The 14,870-nt window shown below is 44.5% G+C and carries 15 protein-coding genes; all 15 read right to left on the bottom strand.

All coding sequences use genetic code 11. From position 1 onward, the window contains the following. Positions 1-63: 63 nt before the first annotated feature. Positions 64-858, bottom strand: a complete 795-nt coding sequence (locus G5A70_RS09335) for an ABC transporter ATP-binding protein (protein WP_173749453.1) — start codon at positions 856-858, stop codon at positions 64-66. An 8-nt stretch (positions 859-866) separates the two neighbouring features. After that, on the bottom strand, positions 867-1,808 hold the full coding sequence (locus tag G5A70_RS09330; RefSeq protein ID WP_173749380.1) for an ABC transporter permease: 942 nt from the start codon (positions 1,806-1,808) through the stop codon (positions 867-869). 22 nt (positions 1,809-1,830) lie between these two features. Then, on the bottom strand, positions 1,831-2,817 hold the full coding sequence (locus tag G5A70_RS09325; RefSeq protein ID WP_173749379.1) for an ABC transporter substrate-binding protein: 987 nt from the start codon (positions 2,815-2,817) through the stop codon (positions 1,831-1,833). A gap of 103 nt (positions 2,818-2,920) precedes the next feature. Beyond that, entirely contained in the window at positions 2,921-3,535 is a 615-nt protein-coding gene (locus G5A70_RS09320) for a nucleoside recognition domain-containing protein (RefSeq protein WP_173749378.1), read from the bottom strand. 50 nt (positions 3,536-3,585) lie between these two features. Continuing rightward, complete coding sequence (locus tag G5A70_RS09315; protein WP_173749377.1) at positions 3,586-4,818, bottom strand: CapA family protein; 1,233 nt, start codon at positions 4,816-4,818, stop codon at positions 3,586-3,588. A gap of 28 nt (positions 4,819-4,846) precedes the next feature. After that, positions 4,847-5,689 (bottom strand): 16S rRNA (cytidine(1402)-2'-O)-methyltransferase, encoded by an 843-nt coding sequence (gene rsmI / locus G5A70_RS09310; protein ID WP_173749376.1) that lies wholly within the window; start codon positions 5,687-5,689, stop codon positions 4,847-4,849. After that, positions 5,686-6,438, bottom strand: coding sequence for a tRNA1(Val) (adenine(37)-N6)-methyltransferase (locus tag G5A70_RS09305; RefSeq protein ID WP_173749375.1), 753 nt, complete (start codon positions 6,436-6,438; stop codon positions 5,686-5,688). Before G5A70_RS09305 ends, rsmI begins: the two co-directional genes overlap by 4 nt. 30 nt (positions 6,439-6,468) lie before the next feature. Next, positions 6,469-7,353, bottom strand: coding sequence for a PSP1 domain-containing protein (locus tag G5A70_RS09300; RefSeq protein WP_173749374.1), 885 nt, complete (start codon positions 7,351-7,353; stop codon positions 6,469-6,471). 2 nt (positions 7,354-7,355) lie between these two features. Continuing rightward, a complete protein-coding gene (gene holB, locus G5A70_RS09295) occupies positions 7,356-8,345 on the bottom strand; it encodes a DNA polymerase III subunit delta' (protein ID WP_173749373.1) in 990 nt (329 codons plus the stop codon). A 78-nt stretch (positions 8,346-8,423) separates the two neighbouring features. Continuing rightward, the gene (locus G5A70_RS09290) at positions 8,424-9,011 is read right to left on the bottom strand and encodes a guanylate kinase (protein ID WP_173749372.1); all 588 of its coding nucleotides are present in this window, start codon (positions 9,009-9,011) and stop codon (positions 8,424-8,426) included. Then, complete coding sequence (locus tag G5A70_RS09285; protein ID WP_173749371.1) at positions 9,004-10,452, bottom strand: aminotransferase class I/II-fold pyridoxal phosphate-dependent enzyme; 1,449 nt, start codon at positions 10,450-10,452, stop codon at positions 9,004-9,006. Before G5A70_RS09285 ends, G5A70_RS09290 begins: the two co-directional genes overlap by 8 nt. A 464-nt stretch (positions 10,453-10,916) precedes the next feature. Beyond that, positions 10,917-12,296 (bottom strand): sulfatase, encoded by a 1,380-nt coding sequence (locus tag G5A70_RS09280; protein ID WP_226853599.1) that lies wholly within the window; start codon positions 12,294-12,296, stop codon positions 10,917-10,919. An 11-nt stretch (positions 12,297-12,307) separates the two neighbouring features. Then, the gene (locus G5A70_RS09275) at positions 12,308-13,486 is read right to left on the bottom strand and encodes a glycoside hydrolase family 88 protein (RefSeq protein WP_004220931.1); all 1,179 of its coding nucleotides are present in this window, start codon (positions 13,484-13,486) and stop codon (positions 12,308-12,310) included. Between the two features lie 14 nt (positions 13,487-13,500). Continuing rightward, a complete protein-coding gene (locus tag G5A70_RS09270; protein WP_173749452.1) occupies positions 13,501-14,262 on the bottom strand; it encodes a carbohydrate ABC transporter permease in 762 nt (253 codons plus the stop codon). Between the two features lie 202 nt (positions 14,263-14,464). Next, positions 14,465-14,870 (bottom strand): transposase (locus G5A70_RS09265; protein ID WP_173749369.1); only part of this gene is annotated, 406 nt, incomplete at its 5' end.

The raw sequence follows: 14,870 nt of genomic DNA, 5'->3' as shown, positions 1-14,870 counted from the left end.
ACTCCCTTCCTTTGGTTCATTCTGATACAACAGTATACCCAAAGAAAGGGAGTTTTTCAAGTCTTATGCCAACATCATTCTGTCATTGGCAAATTCTCCTCCGCTGGCTTCCTCAAATTTTGCCAGAAGGTCGGAAACATGAAGTTTTTTCTTTTCTTCTCCTGACACATCATAAATGACCCGTCCTTCGTGCATCATAATCAGACGGTTTCCGTGCGCAATGGCGTCTTTCATATTATGTGTAACCATCATAGCCGTCAGTTGATTTTCCTCGATAATTTTATCGGAAATCTCCAGTACCTTTGCCGCGGTTTTGGGATCAAGGGCAGCTGTATGTTCATCTAAAAGCAGTAGTTTCGGCTTTTTCATAGCCGCCATCAGAAGTGTAATGGCCTGTCTCTGACCGCCGGAAAGCAGTCCCACTTTGCTGCTCAGTCTCTCTTCCAGTCCCAGATTCAGCTCTTTTAACTGCTCTTTATACTGCTCACGCTCTTTTTTTGAAATTCCCCACCGAAATCCCCGGTGTTCCCCCCTTCTGGCTGCAATGGCCATGTTTTCTTCAATAGACATGGTAGCCGCTGTGCCAATCATAGGGTCCTGAAAGACTCTTCCCAGATGTACGGCTCTCTTGTGTTCGGAAAGTCTTGTCAAATCCACCCCGTCTACAATGATATTTCCCTCATCAATAGGCCAGACACCTGCAATGGCATTCAGTGTCGTGGATTTTCCGGCTCCGTTTCCGCCGATAATGGTTACAAAATCGCCTGGATTCAGATTTAAATTTACACCGTTTAAAGCGATTTTCTCGTTAATGGTTCCCAGATTAAAAGTTTTATGTACATTTTGAATTTCCAGCATGTATCCCATTATTTTGTCCTCCTCTTCTTCCCTGCATATTTCCCTTTCAGATAAGGAATCGCCAGGAAAACAGCCACTACAAAAGCGGAAAACAGCTTCATATAATCCGATTTTACACCCAGCCATAATACCAGTGTATAAGCGACAAAATAGAGTATCGCGCCTACAAACACAGCCGCCAGCGTATAGGCAAATGCAATTTTCTTACCGGCACACAGTTTTGCAAAAATAACTTCACTGATAATCACGGCTGCAAGACCGATAACGATAGCGCCACGGCCTGCATTGACGTCTGCAGAACCCTGATACTGCGCATAGATGCCGCCGCACAGACCCACCAGTCCATTGGAAATCATCAGTGCAATCACCTTTGTGAAGTTTGTATTAATGCCCTGTGCCCTTGCCATCTGCGGATTACAGCCCGTAGCTCTGATAGAAGAGCCCAGTTCCGTACCGAAAAGCCAGTACACAACTGCTACCAGAATCAGACATCCTGCCACCAGTTTCACAAAAAAGAAAACACTGTCATCTGCTGTCACATATCTGGAAGAAGCCACCAGATTTCTCTGGGTCAGTCCAATACTCTGGTTTGCCTTTCCCATAATCCCCAAATTCACAGAATACAGGGAAATTTGTGTGAGAATACTTGCCAGAATTCCGGGGATTCCCAGCGCCGTATGCAGAAACCCTGTGACAAATCCCGCCGCCATGCCTGCCAGGAATGCAAACACCAGAGAAACAGCCGGGTGCATGCCGCTCTGAATCAACATAACCGCCACCGCACCTCCCGTTGCCAGCGAACCATCTACAGTTAAATCCGCAAAGTCCAAAATTCGGAAAGTGATATATACTCCCAATGCCATAATTCCCCATATCAGCCCCTGCGCCACGTTTCCCGGAAGCGCCCGCAGCAAAGCCATCGGATCTAATGCCAAATAACCTGTTATCATATCTCCTGTATCCTTTCTTCTCTTATTCCGCGATTGCTTCGTATCCTTCCGGCACTTTGATTCCTAATGCCTCACAAATAGCCGGATTATACATTTTCGTTACTTCCGGTGCGGTTTCAATTTCCATTGTGGTAATATCCGCTCCTTCAGCCAGAATCTCATACGCCATTTCCCCTGCCTTGTAGCCGATATCATAATAGCTGATGGATAAGGTAGCTATGCCGCATCCTGCACAGATTCCCTGTTCGCCTGCAATGACCGGAACTTTTGCCGGAAGGCAGACATTATTGATAATTTCTGTGTTATTCGCCATGGTGTTGTCTGTCGGAACGTAAAGCACATCGCACTCGCTCACCGCATTGGTGACAACGGACTGGATTTCATTAGAATCGGCCGCCGTATATTCTTTATAGGAAATGCCGTCTTTTTTCAGTTCTTCTGCAAACATCTTCGCCTGATATTCAGAATTTACTTCTGCTGAACAGTACAAAATACCCACTTGTTTCACATCCGGTACCAGTTCCAGAAGCATATCTTCCTGCTTGTCAATAGGTGCTAAATCACTGGTTCCTGAAATATTTACGCCGGTAGCACCTGTCCAGTCCTCCGGGTCGACGCCCAGAGCAGACGCATAATCGGTAATGGAAGTTCCCAGAATCGGGATATCTGCGGTAGCCTGTGCTGCAGTCTGCAAAGGCAGAGTCGCATTGGCAAGAATCAAATCCACATCCGAAGAGACAAAATTATTGATAATGGTGCTGCACATAGCCTGCTCGCCCTGGGCATTCTGCTTGTCAAATTCTACCTTGTCCTCACCAAATTTTTCTTTGCAGGCATCCTCAAACCCCTGGGTTGCCTGGTCTAAAGCATCATGCTCAAGCTGTTGGCAGATTCCGATTTTATAGACGTCTCCGCTGCTTTCTGCGGAATCTGATTCTCCTCCGCAGGCTGCCATGGACATTCCCATTGCTGCTGTCATTGTAAGGGCTAATAACTTCTTTCGTTTCATTTTTTTTCCTCCTTGTCGCCTCGATACTTTATCAAATAAAACCGTTACACTTCAACGTAGCAAAGCTGTAATGGAGTCATTATACACCCTGTCTTGCCATACGTCAATGCTTTCTTCTTTCCATTCCCTTACAAAACACCACTGCCACCGCCGTACTCACCAAGGTCGCTACAATGGCCGGCCCCACGATGGCTGTAGGATTCACACTCCCATACTGACTTCTGTAGGCAATAATATTCACAGGAATCAGCTGCAAAGATGATATGTTCAATATCAAAAACGTACACATCTCATTGCTGGCCATACCGCTTTCTCTGACCGTTCCCAAGGCCTTTCCCTGTCTTCTTTCTTCCTCCAGTTTCCCCAGTTCTTCCATGGCTTTCAGCCCAAAAGGTGTTGCCGCCCACCCAAGTCCCAGAAAATTGGCTATCATATTGGCAGAAATAAATTCCATGGCTCTGTGTTCCCCGGGTATCCGCGGAAACAAAAAAGCCAGAAGCGGCTGCATGCCTTTTGTCATTTTATCCACCAGTCCCGAAGTTCTGGCAATCTGCATAACACCTACCCACATAGCCACAATTCCTGCCATAGTAATACAAAGGGACACTGCCTCTTTCGCAGAGGAAAGAGCAGCGTCCGTCACTTGGTTCATATTTCCGGTAAGCGCACCGTACAAAATTCCTGTAAGAAGCATTACAGCCCAGAGTATATCCAGCATAAAACCTCCAGGAAATTCTTTTGTATCAGCTTATGAAAATATTCTGTATTCTATTCGTCTTTTGAAGAAGTATCTTCTTTCATTCCCATTCCGGTCACATCAAGTTCTGTTCCCACAGCCTGGCTGTACTCCTGTATCCTTGTGAAAATTGCTTCCTTCACTTCTCCCTCTACAGGCAGCGGCTGATAGTTGTTATATCCTTCTGTGTAAGCAGATGAAATCTTACACGGAATAATATTCTTCACATTGTCTTCCTGCAGTTCTCCGTCTACAAAGGTAAAAGTCTGCTGGAAAATCATGGTATCCATATCCGCGGGTCCTGAATTCCCGCCAAAGCAGAAGTTTCCCAGGCTGTACACAATATTTTTCCCTTTGTATTCTTCAATTCCCTGCAGTACATGAGGGTGATGTCCCAGCACTAAATCCGCTCCATTGTCAATGGCAGAATGAGCCAGGGCTACCTGGGTTTCGTTGGGAATATTCTCCCGCTCTTCCCCCCAGTGGAACGTTGCAATAATCAACTGCGCCCCCTGTTCCTTCAGATTGGCAATATTGTCTTTCATCTCCTGCTCACAGCCCATGTGGTCCCGCAGTTCGTAAGTTCCCAGAAGTCCTACCTTAATCCCCTGAATTTCTATGATAGCAGTCCTGTCATTTCCAAAGGAAATAATTCCCTCTGCGTCCAGAGCTGCTATGGTATCCGTATAACTTTTTTCCCCGTAATCGTAGGTGTGATTGTTTGCAAGATTTACGGTTTCCACATCACCCTCTGTAAGAATTTTCGCATATTCCGGAGAGGCTTTAAAAGCATACAGCTTATCTGCACGGGTTTCCTCCTCAGTCAGCGTTCCCTCCATGTTTACAATAGTTAAATCATCCGCTTCAAAAATAGATTTTACCTCTTTGAAGAAATAGGACGGGTCCTGTACCGCATCATATTTTCCCGTAAAGCCTGTTTCATAGTCGAAATTTTCGTCCGTACCAAGAGTACAGTCCCCTGCTGCACTGATTGTAAACACCGCATCCTGGGCTTTCTTGGCCTCTTCCGCTTTTTTCGCCTTTTCTTCTGCCTTTTGAACAGCTTCTGCTTTCTTCTGCTGTTCCTTTGCAGCCTTAGAATCTTTCTTTGCTCCTGACACCGCCGCTGTGACCAGAATCACCGCCAGAAGCCCTCCCACGGTTCCCAGAAGAATTCTCTGTTTTAAAACTTCTTTGCGCCGCTGCTGGCGTCTTCGCTCTCTTTCTCTTAATCGTTTTTCGTATTCTTTATCTCTTTCATTCATATGCTTTTCCCACTTCAAAATACAGATTTCAGTCTTTTAAAAGCGCCTGATAAACGTCTCGCTTACGGATTCCCCTGTCTTTTGCAACCTTTTTCATCGCTTCTTTTTTCTCAGTTCCCTGGTTCAGATAGAGATCCATATGCTCTTCCAGTGTCATGTCCTCCCATCTGCGCCGTTCTTCTTCTTCCAGTTCTTCTTTTTTGCGTCCCTCCAGCACCAGCACACATTCTCCTTTTGGAGCATGCTCACCATACCAGCTGACGGCCTCTGAAAGAGTTCCCCGAAAGACACTTTCGTGCTTCTTCGTCAACTCCCTGCATACGGAAATTCTCCGCTCTCCCAGTGCTTCGTAAAGTTCCTCCAGGGTCTTTATTAATCTGTGAGGTGCCTCATAAAGAATCAGGGTTCTGGTTTCCGCTTTCAGGGATTCCAAAATAAAACTTCTCTCCTTCTTATCAGAAGGCAGAAAAGCTTCAAAGGAAAACCTTCTGGTAGGCAGCCCGGAAAGGGTCAGCGCCGTAATGCAGGCCGCCGCGCCGGGAAGAGAAGTCACCTCAAGACCTGCTTCATAGCACATGGCCACCAGCTCTTCTCCCGGGTCTGAAATTCCCGGTGTTCCGGCATCTGTAATCAGGGCAATGTTTTTGCCTTCCTCCATCAGCTGAATCAAATACCGCCCCTTATCAAACTTATTGTACTCATGATAGCTGGTCATAGGGGTTTTAATCTCAAAATGATTCAGAAGCTTAATGCTGTTTCTGGTGTCTTCTGCGGCAATCAAATCCACCTCTTTCAGCGTCCGCAGCACCCGGTAAGTAATGTCCTCCAGGTTGCCGATGGGGGTTGCACACAGGTATAATTTTCCGCTCATTTTTTCGTCTCCTGTCCGTAAATATCCAATACCTCACGGGTATAAACGCCTGGTTTCTCATATACAATCAAGGGCTTTTCCACTGTAATTCTGGACTTGCCGCCCCGCATACCTTCCACCAGCACCAGGTTGGGCTCTTTGTCCACATAGGGGTGTACCAGCCGCATGCGCTTAGGCTCAATGCCATACTGCACCATTACGGAAAATATTTCCGCCAGCCGGAAGGGACGATGCACCATATAAAATCTGCCCCTTGGTTTTAATACTTTTGCCGCCTGGCTGACAATGTCTTCCAGGTTACACAAAGTTTCATGCCGGGCAATGACTTTGGCCTGATTTTCTCCAGTCAGCCCATGACTGCCCACCATATAAGGCGGATTGGTTGTTACCACATCAAAAAAAGCCCCCCCGTAAATCGACGCGGCCTCTTTAATGTCTCCTGTTGTAATCGTAATGTCTTTTTCCAGGTGATTGTACTGTACACTTCTTCTGGCTACGTCTGCGCTTTCTTCCTGTATTTCCAGACCGGTAAAATGCCCCTGGGGATACCTTGCCTTTAATAAAACGGGGACGATTCCAGTGCCCGTCCCCATATCCAGCACTTCCTCTCCCGGTTTCACGCAGGCAAACCAGGAGAGCAGCACGGCATCTATCCCAAAGCAGAACTGCTTCGGATTTTGTATCAGCATGTATCCGTTTTGCAGGTCGTCCAGTCTTTCATGTTCCAGAAGCAAACTCTTCTCTTCCATGAAATTTCCTCTCTGTCTCTTTTCTTTCTCTTATTTATCTCTTTCCAGCTCTTTGAGCGCCTTCATCTCTTCGTCTGACAGGCGGATTTTTTCCCGTTTCTGTCTGGCTTTGAATTTCAGTTCAGAAGCCGGATATTCCCGGATTTCTTTCTCATCTTCCACGTCTACGATAACTTTTACCAGCTGTCTTAACACATTGACACTCTGTACCTCACCTTTTAATCCGTCAGAGGTGGTTACCCGGTCGCCTGTATTCGGCAGCTTTTTGTTCAGTTCCTCGTAAGTTTCTTCCTCATTTTTCAGACAGCACATCAGACGTCCGCAGACACCGGAAATTTTCGTCGGATTTAAGGAAAGATTCTGCTCCTTTGCCATTTTAATGGACACGGGGACAAATTCTGACAGGTAAGTATGGCAGCAAAGAGGACGTCCGCAAATTCCGATTCCTCCCAGAATTTTCGTCTCATCCCGAACACCAATCTGACGAAGTTCGATTCGGGTCTTAAAAATAGACGCCAAATCCTTTACCAGCTCACGGAAGTCAATTCTTCCGTCTGCCGTGAAATAAAACAGAATTTTGTTGTTATCAAAGGTGTATTCCACATCTATCAGTTTCATATTCAGGCTGTGTTCTCTGATTTTTTTCAGACAGATACGAAAAGCTTCCTTTTCCTTTTTCCGATTGGTTTCTTCCTTTTTGTCATCCTGGGTATTGGCAATGCGGATAACCTCTTTTAAAGGCTGCACCACCTTTTCATCTTCTACATCCCGAGGTGCCAGCACCACACTGCCGTATTCCACACCTCTTGCCGTTTCCACAATTACATGGTCTCCGGATTTGATTTCCAGATTTTTAGGGGAAAAATAATAGATTTTACCCACATTGCGGAATCTTACTCCAATTACTCTTGTCATGATTAGTTCTCCCTGATTGTAAGGAACAGAAGTTCCATGGTTAAGTCAAAATTCACGTTGGCCTGCAGACGCTGTTTGGCAGTCTCAATGGCCTTGATAATGGTTTCCAGCCCTTCATAGGAGCTGACATCTGCGCGGCTTTTAATATCATTGTATTCCTGCCTGAAAACCAGTCCGTCTATCTGATTGGTTGCTTTAAACATCAGCACATCCCGGAACCACACCAGGAACAAATCCAGGTATTCATAAACTGTGTGCTTCTGTTCCGACAGCAGCTTTATGGCATCTACCATTTCATAGACTTCCATATCTTTTCCTTTTTTCAGGATTCGAAAAGCTGCTTCCATCATTTCCGCAAAGTCCTCTGCCGTTGCAATCTGCTTTGCTCTTCCCACATTTCCCTGGGCGAAAGCCACACTGACTTCTGCCTGATAATCCGGCACATGAAGCTCTTCCATAAGGTATTTCTTAATCACCTCATCCCGGACGGGCTTAAAATTCAATGTTACACATCTGGAGGCAATGGTCGGAAGCAACGTTGCGCCATTATTGACCAGAAGCATAATGACTGCATATGCCGGCGGCTCTTCAATGGTTTTCAAAAGGGCATTCTGCGCCTGTACCGTCAATTTTTCCGCCTCATCTACGATGTAAACCTTATAAGGCCCTGTATAAGGCTTAATGTCCACATCTGCAATGAGCTGTTCCCGGATATCCTCAATTCCAATGGAGTTGGGTTTTTCATGGCTTACATAAATAATATCCGGGTGGTTCCGGTTCATCGCTTTCTTACAGGAACTGCACTGCAGACATGGTTCCTTCCCATGTTTTTCACACTGCAATGTCATAGCAAATAATTTTGCCAGCAGCTTTTTGCCGCTTCCCTTCTCTCCTGCAAAAATATAGGAATGGGAAACTTTATCCATAGCCGCTGCATTCTGCAAATGTTTAATTACTTCTTCGTGTCCCAATACTTTTTCTATTTCCTGCATTGCAATTCACCTCAATTCCCGTAATCCCGAAGGATTTCTTATCTTTGTTTATAGCACATTATAGCATATATTTTCCGTCTACTGCAACTTTTGTATACTGTTTTTAATTTCTTTTATACAATTCTCCAATTCTATATTCAGGAATCTTTTTGAGATTCCCGCCTGCTGCAGTTTTTCCTCGCTGAAATCCTCCGCATCAGCCAGAAAACGCCGGCACATCTCTTCATATTTAGGTATTTTCTGCAATTCTTCCCTGCGAATGGCCCGGCGCAGGCGTTCTCCGTCCTCCACCTCCACATACACAGGCACTACGCTTTCTTCTCCGTAATATTTCTTCATCCCCTCATAGGATTCCAGCGTGCCGATGCCCAGATAACTGTTTTCTGCAAGTTCCAGCGTTCCGTCATCTGCTGTAAAGTACGTCCAGGGTCCATATACGGTCTGATAGGTGCGGGATTCAATGACTTTTTCCTGTTCCTGCAATTTCTCAAAACAGGCCTCATCCGTAAAATGGTACTCCCGGCCTTCCTGTTCCCCCTCCCGCATGGGTCTGGTGGTATATAAAACAATTCTGGAAAGCCCCAGCTGACTATCCTCCAAAAGCCGGCTGTAAATCGTATCTTTTCCAGAGGAACTTTTTCCCATAATATAAAAAATTTTACCCATTATTTTTCCTTTCTTCCACAATGTAAATCGAATTCTGGCTGTAATCTTTCATTCCCTGCAAAGTCAATCCCTGTAGCTTTAATTCTTCCATATGTCTGAAAAATTCCGGACTGATTCGCTCTCCCGGCACCAAAAGCGGGATTCCCGGCGGATAGAGATAGACATATTCCGCAGAAATTTTCCCTATGCTTTCCTCTAAAGGAACTTTTCGGCAAGGGCTTTCCATGGCTTTCCAGACAGGATACACCCGCTCGTTGTGCACCTGCTGACAGCTCTCTATAAAGCAAAAGCCCTCCGGTGCATGTTTCTCTGCCAGCTCCCTGTCAATTTCCAGAAGAGCCTTTGTGAGTCTTTGAAAGCCTTCCCGGCTGTCTGCCACGCTGGTGAGCGCCAGGATATACTGTTCTGCCTCCATTTCCATTTCCAGGTGATACCGCTTACGCAGAAGTTCATGGAGTCCCGGACCGTCTATGTCTGCCCCTGCTGTAGAAATGACAATTTTAGAACAATCAAAATCAAAAATATCTTTCTGTTCTGTCAATTCTTTTCCTATCAATCGCAGTACCCGTAATTTGCCCAGTGCTTTGCGGCATTCCTGCAGATACTCCCAAAATTGTCCAAACTGTTCCTGCCCCTGTTCTTTCACATAGCGCAGACAGTAGGAAATTCCTCCCATAAGTATATAAGATGGACTGCTGGTTTCGTAGATGTCCAGAAATTCTTCCAGTTTTTCCTCTGACACCCGTCCTCCCTTTTTGTGAAGAAGTGCAGTCTGCGTCATGGCGGGCAATGTTTTATGTAAACTATGAATCACCACATCGGCCCCCAGTTCCAGCGCAGATACAGGAAATGCAGGGTGAAAGGCAAAGTGCGCGCCATGAGCTTCATCTACAAGCAGCGGGATTCCATGTCTGTGGACAATTTCTGCAATTTTTTCAATATCAGATACCACACCGTCGTAAGTAGGTGAAGTAATCATAACCGCTTCTGTGTCTGGATTTTCTTCCAATGCTTTTTCCACATCTGCAGGGCTGATTCCGCCGTTTAATCCACAAAATGGTTCATAAGATGGGTATAAATACACGGTTTCCAGTCCCCGCAGATAGGCGGCATGGTACACAGCTTTGTGACAGTTGCGCGCCATCAGAAGCTTCCCGTTCCGGGAAGTACAGGCCGAAACAGCCGCCAGAATCCCAGCCGTACTGCCATTGATTAAAAACCAGGATTTCTCTGCGTGATATAACTCTGCCGCCAAATCCTGATTTTCTTTTATAATGCCCTCGGCATGGTGCAGATTGTCAAAGTCTGTAATTTCCGTGATGTCCACAGCGTAGGGATTGCGCAGGGATTCATTTTGTACCTGGCGCTTGTGCCCCGGCATGTGGAAAGGGTAGAAGTCTGTACGGCTGTATTCGTACAGGGATTTATCAAGATAGTTCATGTGCGTGACTCCGTTTTTCGTAAATGTATTCTTTTTCTATCATAACATGAGAGGACGCACAAATTCCATATTCTTTTCTATAAATAGGGCAGCGTTTTCCACGCTTAATGCTTTTTCCAATATTGTTTTTGCAAGTTCAGCATTTATGTAATCTGAGTTAGCAGTCGCAACTACACTTCGGTCATACAGGTCAATAATAGAGTAATTATAGCGCATTTTCCCGTTTGCCAGCCAGATACATGTAAAATCTGTACACCATATAAAAGTTGCTCCTGCAGCATATCTAAATATTCCCTCAGACTCCTTTCACAGCCTGCTGCAAGCTCCTCGTCCAACTCTGTAATCATCACCGGATTTTGCTGATAAGAATCTTCTTTATTCTTGTATCTTTTTTCTTCTTTTTCTTAATCTTCGTCATGATACTAAAAACGGAGGTCATTGCCTAAGCAACAACCTCCTGATTTTTATATAAGAAACGGGTCCCGCTGCATGTCTAAGTATTCCCTCAGACTCCTTTCATATCCCGCTGCAAGCTCCTCGTTCAGCTCCGTAATCATAATGGGATTTTGCTGATAAGGATCTTCTTCATTGTTATACAACATTTTCACCTGTTTTTCTCCCGGTTTATATCCATTATTTATTACAAAAGTATGTGTATGTGTCCGAATACCCCTCCAGCCATAGCACTTACTGTTCAACCCCTGTTTTTCAAAGGCTGCCACCATTTCCGGCATTCCCGGATAAGAGCATAAAAACGCATCCTTTGGCGCATCATTTTCCTGTCCCAGTATTCCCGGCGCATGATTAAAGCCCTGACAGGTATCCGGCACAGGAATATCCAGAAGTCCTAAAAGTGTAGGCATGTGGTCGGGACTTGCTACCAGTTCCTTATATTTTGCAGGAGCAAGACGCCCTTTCTGGCGGATATACAATGGAATGTGGATAGACTCCTCATACCACACATTTTTGCTCATACGTCCATGAGAACCTAACATTTCGCCATGGTCGGCTGAAAGTACCACAATGGTATCTTCCTCCATGTGGTTTTCCTTCAGGAAATCTAAAAGTCTTCCAAACTGTTCATCTACACCGGAAACTGCTGCAAAATACTGTCTGGTAATGGTCTCCATCTCCGGAGTCCTCTTTTCCTTGGGCACGTTTTCCCTGAAATGTACCGGCATATCTTTGTACTTTTCATAATATTTATCAGGCACAAGCTCATAGGGAAGGTGGGGAGGATTGTAAGAAACAAACAGAGCAAAGGGTTCTTCCTGCTGTTTCTTTCCTTCCATATATTCCAGCGCCTTATCCGTCTCAAATTCCGGTGACCAGCAGTTCGGTCTGATTTGCTTTGGTGTATCTGCCCAGTAATGAGGAGTTAAATGCTCATCACATGCGCCGTAGGAGAGCCAGTAATCAAATCCCTGTCTTCTCTCTCCCGGGGGAGTGTAAGCATCCCAATCCTTTGCTCCTGAAACAGGATTTTTCTCAAAATTCTGCTCAGAGGCATCCAAATGCCATTTTCCGATATATCCGGTGTGGTATCCTGTATCCTTTAACACGTTTCCGATACAGGTTTCCTGTGGCTTTAACATTAAAATTTCGCTTAATCCGATTTTGCGGTTTGTCCACATTCCTACACTAAAAGGATATTTTCCCGTCAGCAAGGATGCACGGTGTGGAGAACAAAGGGGGAAGGTGCTCACTGCTTCTGTGCAGTCTAGGCTTTCCCTTGCAAAGCTGTCCATGTGGGGAGTACACACTTCATCTTCCTTTGCATAGCCCATTGCCTGATATCTCCACTGATCCAGAAAAACATATAATAAATTTGGTCTTTTCTTCATGATTTCCCTCCTTACCAGTAAGGGTTCCATGTTCCGCATCTTCTTCGGAGGGCTTCTAAATAGAAGTAATCGCCCCATGTGTTACACTCGTCCACACCTCTGTCCTTGCAGGTGTTTTCTTCGGAGCTTCTGGCATAAGTGCCGTGCAGCAGAAGACCGTTAGACTGTTCCTTAGATTTTACCGCACATTTTTCAATTAAAGCACACAGCATTTTATCTGCTGCCATGCCATATTTCTCTGCTTCCTCTTTTTCCAGATACGGAAGCATTTCGTAAATACCGCAGATAACAATGGCGGAGGAAGAGGAGTCTCTTGGCTCTGTGCTTCCTGTGTCAAAGTCAAAATCCCAATATGGAATTAAGTCTTCCGGTAAGTGTTCGATAAAGTAATCGGTTACATCACGGAACATCTGAATGTACTCCGGATTTTGCTGATAGCGATAGCTTAACGCAACACCGTATACGCCCCATGCCTGTCCTCTTGCCCATGCAGAACCGTTTCGATTTCCCTGATGGGTTACGCCATAGGAAGGTTTTCCTGTTTCCGGATTAATATAATAGGTATGATAAGTGGAATGGTCTTCCCTTAACACACACTGCATTGCCGTATGAATATGCTTGCAGGCTTTTTCAGCATATTCCGGATTTCCTGTAACTTCTGTTGCCCAGTATAATAAGGGAAGATTTAACAGACAGTCAATGATAAGACGATAATCCTTTGGATCTCCTACATTTCCCCATGCCTGAATAAACTCTCCGTTTTCTCTGTATCTGGTGAGCAGGTGGTCGGCTGCCAAAATAGCAGCCTCCTTTCCTTTTTCACTTCCACACAGCTTATATGCCGCAACACAGGAAAGACTGTAAAGAAATCCCATGTCATGATAATTCACATCAATTTTTTTCTGAATACGATTTAAAAAGCTGTCTACGTGAACTTCTCCTGTTTTCTTAAATTCTTCGTCCTTTGTAAGCTCATAAGCCAGCCATACCACACCGGTCCAAAAACCTGTGGTCCATTCTACATTTTCTGTCTGCCAATAAAATCCATTTTCTGTATTGGGAGACTGGAAAAAGTCTGTAAAATCCTTTAAATTACCTTTTACAATAGCAGTTGCCTGATGAACTGCCTGTTCTATCATTTCCTGACTGCACCCCTGATATTTCTCAAGGTTTTCAAATGTCTGTGCCATATTTTTCTCCTTTTTTAGCCCTTGATACCACTTGCTGCAACACCTTCTACGAAGAATTTCTGACAGGCAATAAAGATAATTACTACCGGTATCAGAGCACATACAGATGCTGCCATAATCAGAGCATAATCAGCGGCATACTGAGAAATAAACATACGAATACCAAGCTGAATAGTCTTTAACTCTGTACTGTTTAAGTAAATCAATGGGCCCATGAAATCGTTCCATACGTTTACAAAAGTAAAAATAGTTAAGGTTGCAATACCGGGTTTCGCTAAAGGTAATACCACACGGGCAAAAATGCCGTATTCGCCAAGTCCGTCAATACGTGCCGCTTCCGACAGCTCTTTTGGAATACTGAGGAAGAACTGCCTCATAAGGAATACGCCAAAGGCGCTGAAGGCATGAAGCATAATCAATCCGATATGTGTATTGTTTAAACCGAATTTGGACATCATAGTAAACTGAGGAACCATGTATACCTGCCATGGAACAGCGATTGTCGTTACATAAGCAAGGAAAAGGAAATCTCTTCCCTTAAACTCCAGCTTTGCAAATCCATAAGCTGCAAAGCAGCTTGTTGCCAACTGGATAATGGTTGTAATTACTGTCAGTTTTGTACTGTTTTTAAAGAATGTTAAAAGTGGGATTTTTTCCCATATTTCCTGATAGTTTTCAAAGTGAAAACTTCTCGGTATCCATTCCATTGGAATACTGAATACGTCTTTATTCAGCTTTACAGAAGAAATCAACATCCAGTAAAAAGGAATAATCATCAATACTGCCAGAAATGTCAAACCTATATAAATCAACCTGAATTATTCACGGAACAGTATCTGAAGCGATAACTGTGCCATAAATCTAAAAATTGATCCATGCAGCCATAACATCACTCAATTAACCCGTCAAAAGGGTATAAAATCCCTGTGGCAGATTTCAGAGTGCAATTGTTAAGCTATCAAGGTTCGTTAATAGTTGCTATTCCAGCTGTACATTCAGCTTACCGATATTTGAAAGTGTCTCATAGAATTCATTCTTATAAGGGCAGCTACTGAACAGCTTGAATGTGATATATCTTGCTGAACGAATTATTTTTGCAGCACTCTTCAGCAGTTTTAAACGGACGGTATCTATGCGTTGTTTTCGCATGTTTGCTGATAACGCCAATCGTCTAAACCAATTAAATATGTTATACGCAAGAGCGTGCACCTGAAGTCTGTTGGCATTTACGATTCTAGCATGGCTACTTACAGAAGCGAAATCAAAACCAGATTTGCTTTCTTTGATGAAGTTTTCCATCCGTCCTCTTTTGCAGTAAAATTTTATGAGATACTTTGGTGAGGAATCCATGTTTGTGACAACAAATGTGTACATGTAAACCATC

Origin of the sequence: Blautia hansenii (genome assembly GCF_013304445.1) — a bacterium.
Taxonomy (GTDB): domain Bacteria; phylum Bacillota; class Clostridia; order Lachnospirales; family Lachnospiraceae; genus Blautia.
The sequence above is the reverse complement of the archived record's forward strand: the minus strand, read 5'-3'. Positions and strand labels throughout refer to the sequence as shown.

Coding starts and splice junctions, on each gene's coding strand:
- G5A70_RS09330 (WP_173749380.1), bottom strand. CDS start 1,808: ATGATAACAGGTTATTTGGCATTAGATCCGATGGCTTTGCTGCGGGCG.
- G5A70_RS09275 (WP_004220931.1), bottom strand. CDS start 13,486: ATGGCACAGACATTTGAAAACCTTGAGAAATATCAGGGGTGCAGTCAG.
- G5A70_RS09285 (WP_173749371.1), bottom strand. CDS start 10,452: ATGAACTATCTTGATAAATCCCTGTACGAATACAGCCGTACAGACTTC.
- rsmI (WP_173749376.1), bottom strand. CDS start 5,689: ATGAGCGGAAAATTATACCTGTGTGCAACCCCCATCGGCAACCTGGAG.
- G5A70_RS09315 (WP_173749377.1), bottom strand. CDS start 4,818: ATGAATGAAAGAGATAAAGAATACGAAAAACGATTAAGAGAAAGAGAG.
- G5A70_RS09270 (WP_173749452.1), bottom strand. CDS start 14,262: ATGATTATTCCTTTTTACTGGATGTTGATTTCTTCTGTAAAGCTGAAT.
- G5A70_RS09280 (WP_226853599.1), bottom strand. CDS start 12,296: ATGAAGAAAAGACCAAATTTATTATATGTTTTTCTGGATCAGTGGAGA.
- G5A70_RS09320 (WP_173749378.1), bottom strand. CDS start 3,535: ATGCTGGATATACTCTGGGCTGTAATGCTTCTTACAGGAATTTTGTAC.
- G5A70_RS09305 (WP_173749375.1), bottom strand. CDS start 6,438: ATGGAAGAGAAGAGTTTGCTTCTGGAACATGAAAGACTGGACGACCTG.
- G5A70_RS09335 (WP_173749453.1), bottom strand. CDS start 858: ATGCTGGAAATTCAAAATGTACATAAAACTTTTAATCTGGGAACCATT.
- G5A70_RS09300 (WP_173749374.1), bottom strand. CDS start 7,353: ATGACAAGAGTAATTGGAGTAAGATTCCGCAATGTGGGTAAAATCTAT.
- G5A70_RS09325 (WP_173749379.1), bottom strand. CDS start 2,817: ATGAAACGAAAGAAGTTATTAGCCCTTACAATGACAGCAGCAATGGGA.
- G5A70_RS09290 (WP_173749372.1), bottom strand. CDS start 9,011: ATGGGTAAAATTTTTTATATTATGGGAAAAAGTTCCTCTGGAAAAGAT.
- holB (WP_173749373.1), bottom strand. CDS start 8,345: ATGCAGGAAATAGAAAAAGTATTGGGACACGAAGAAGTAATTAAACAT.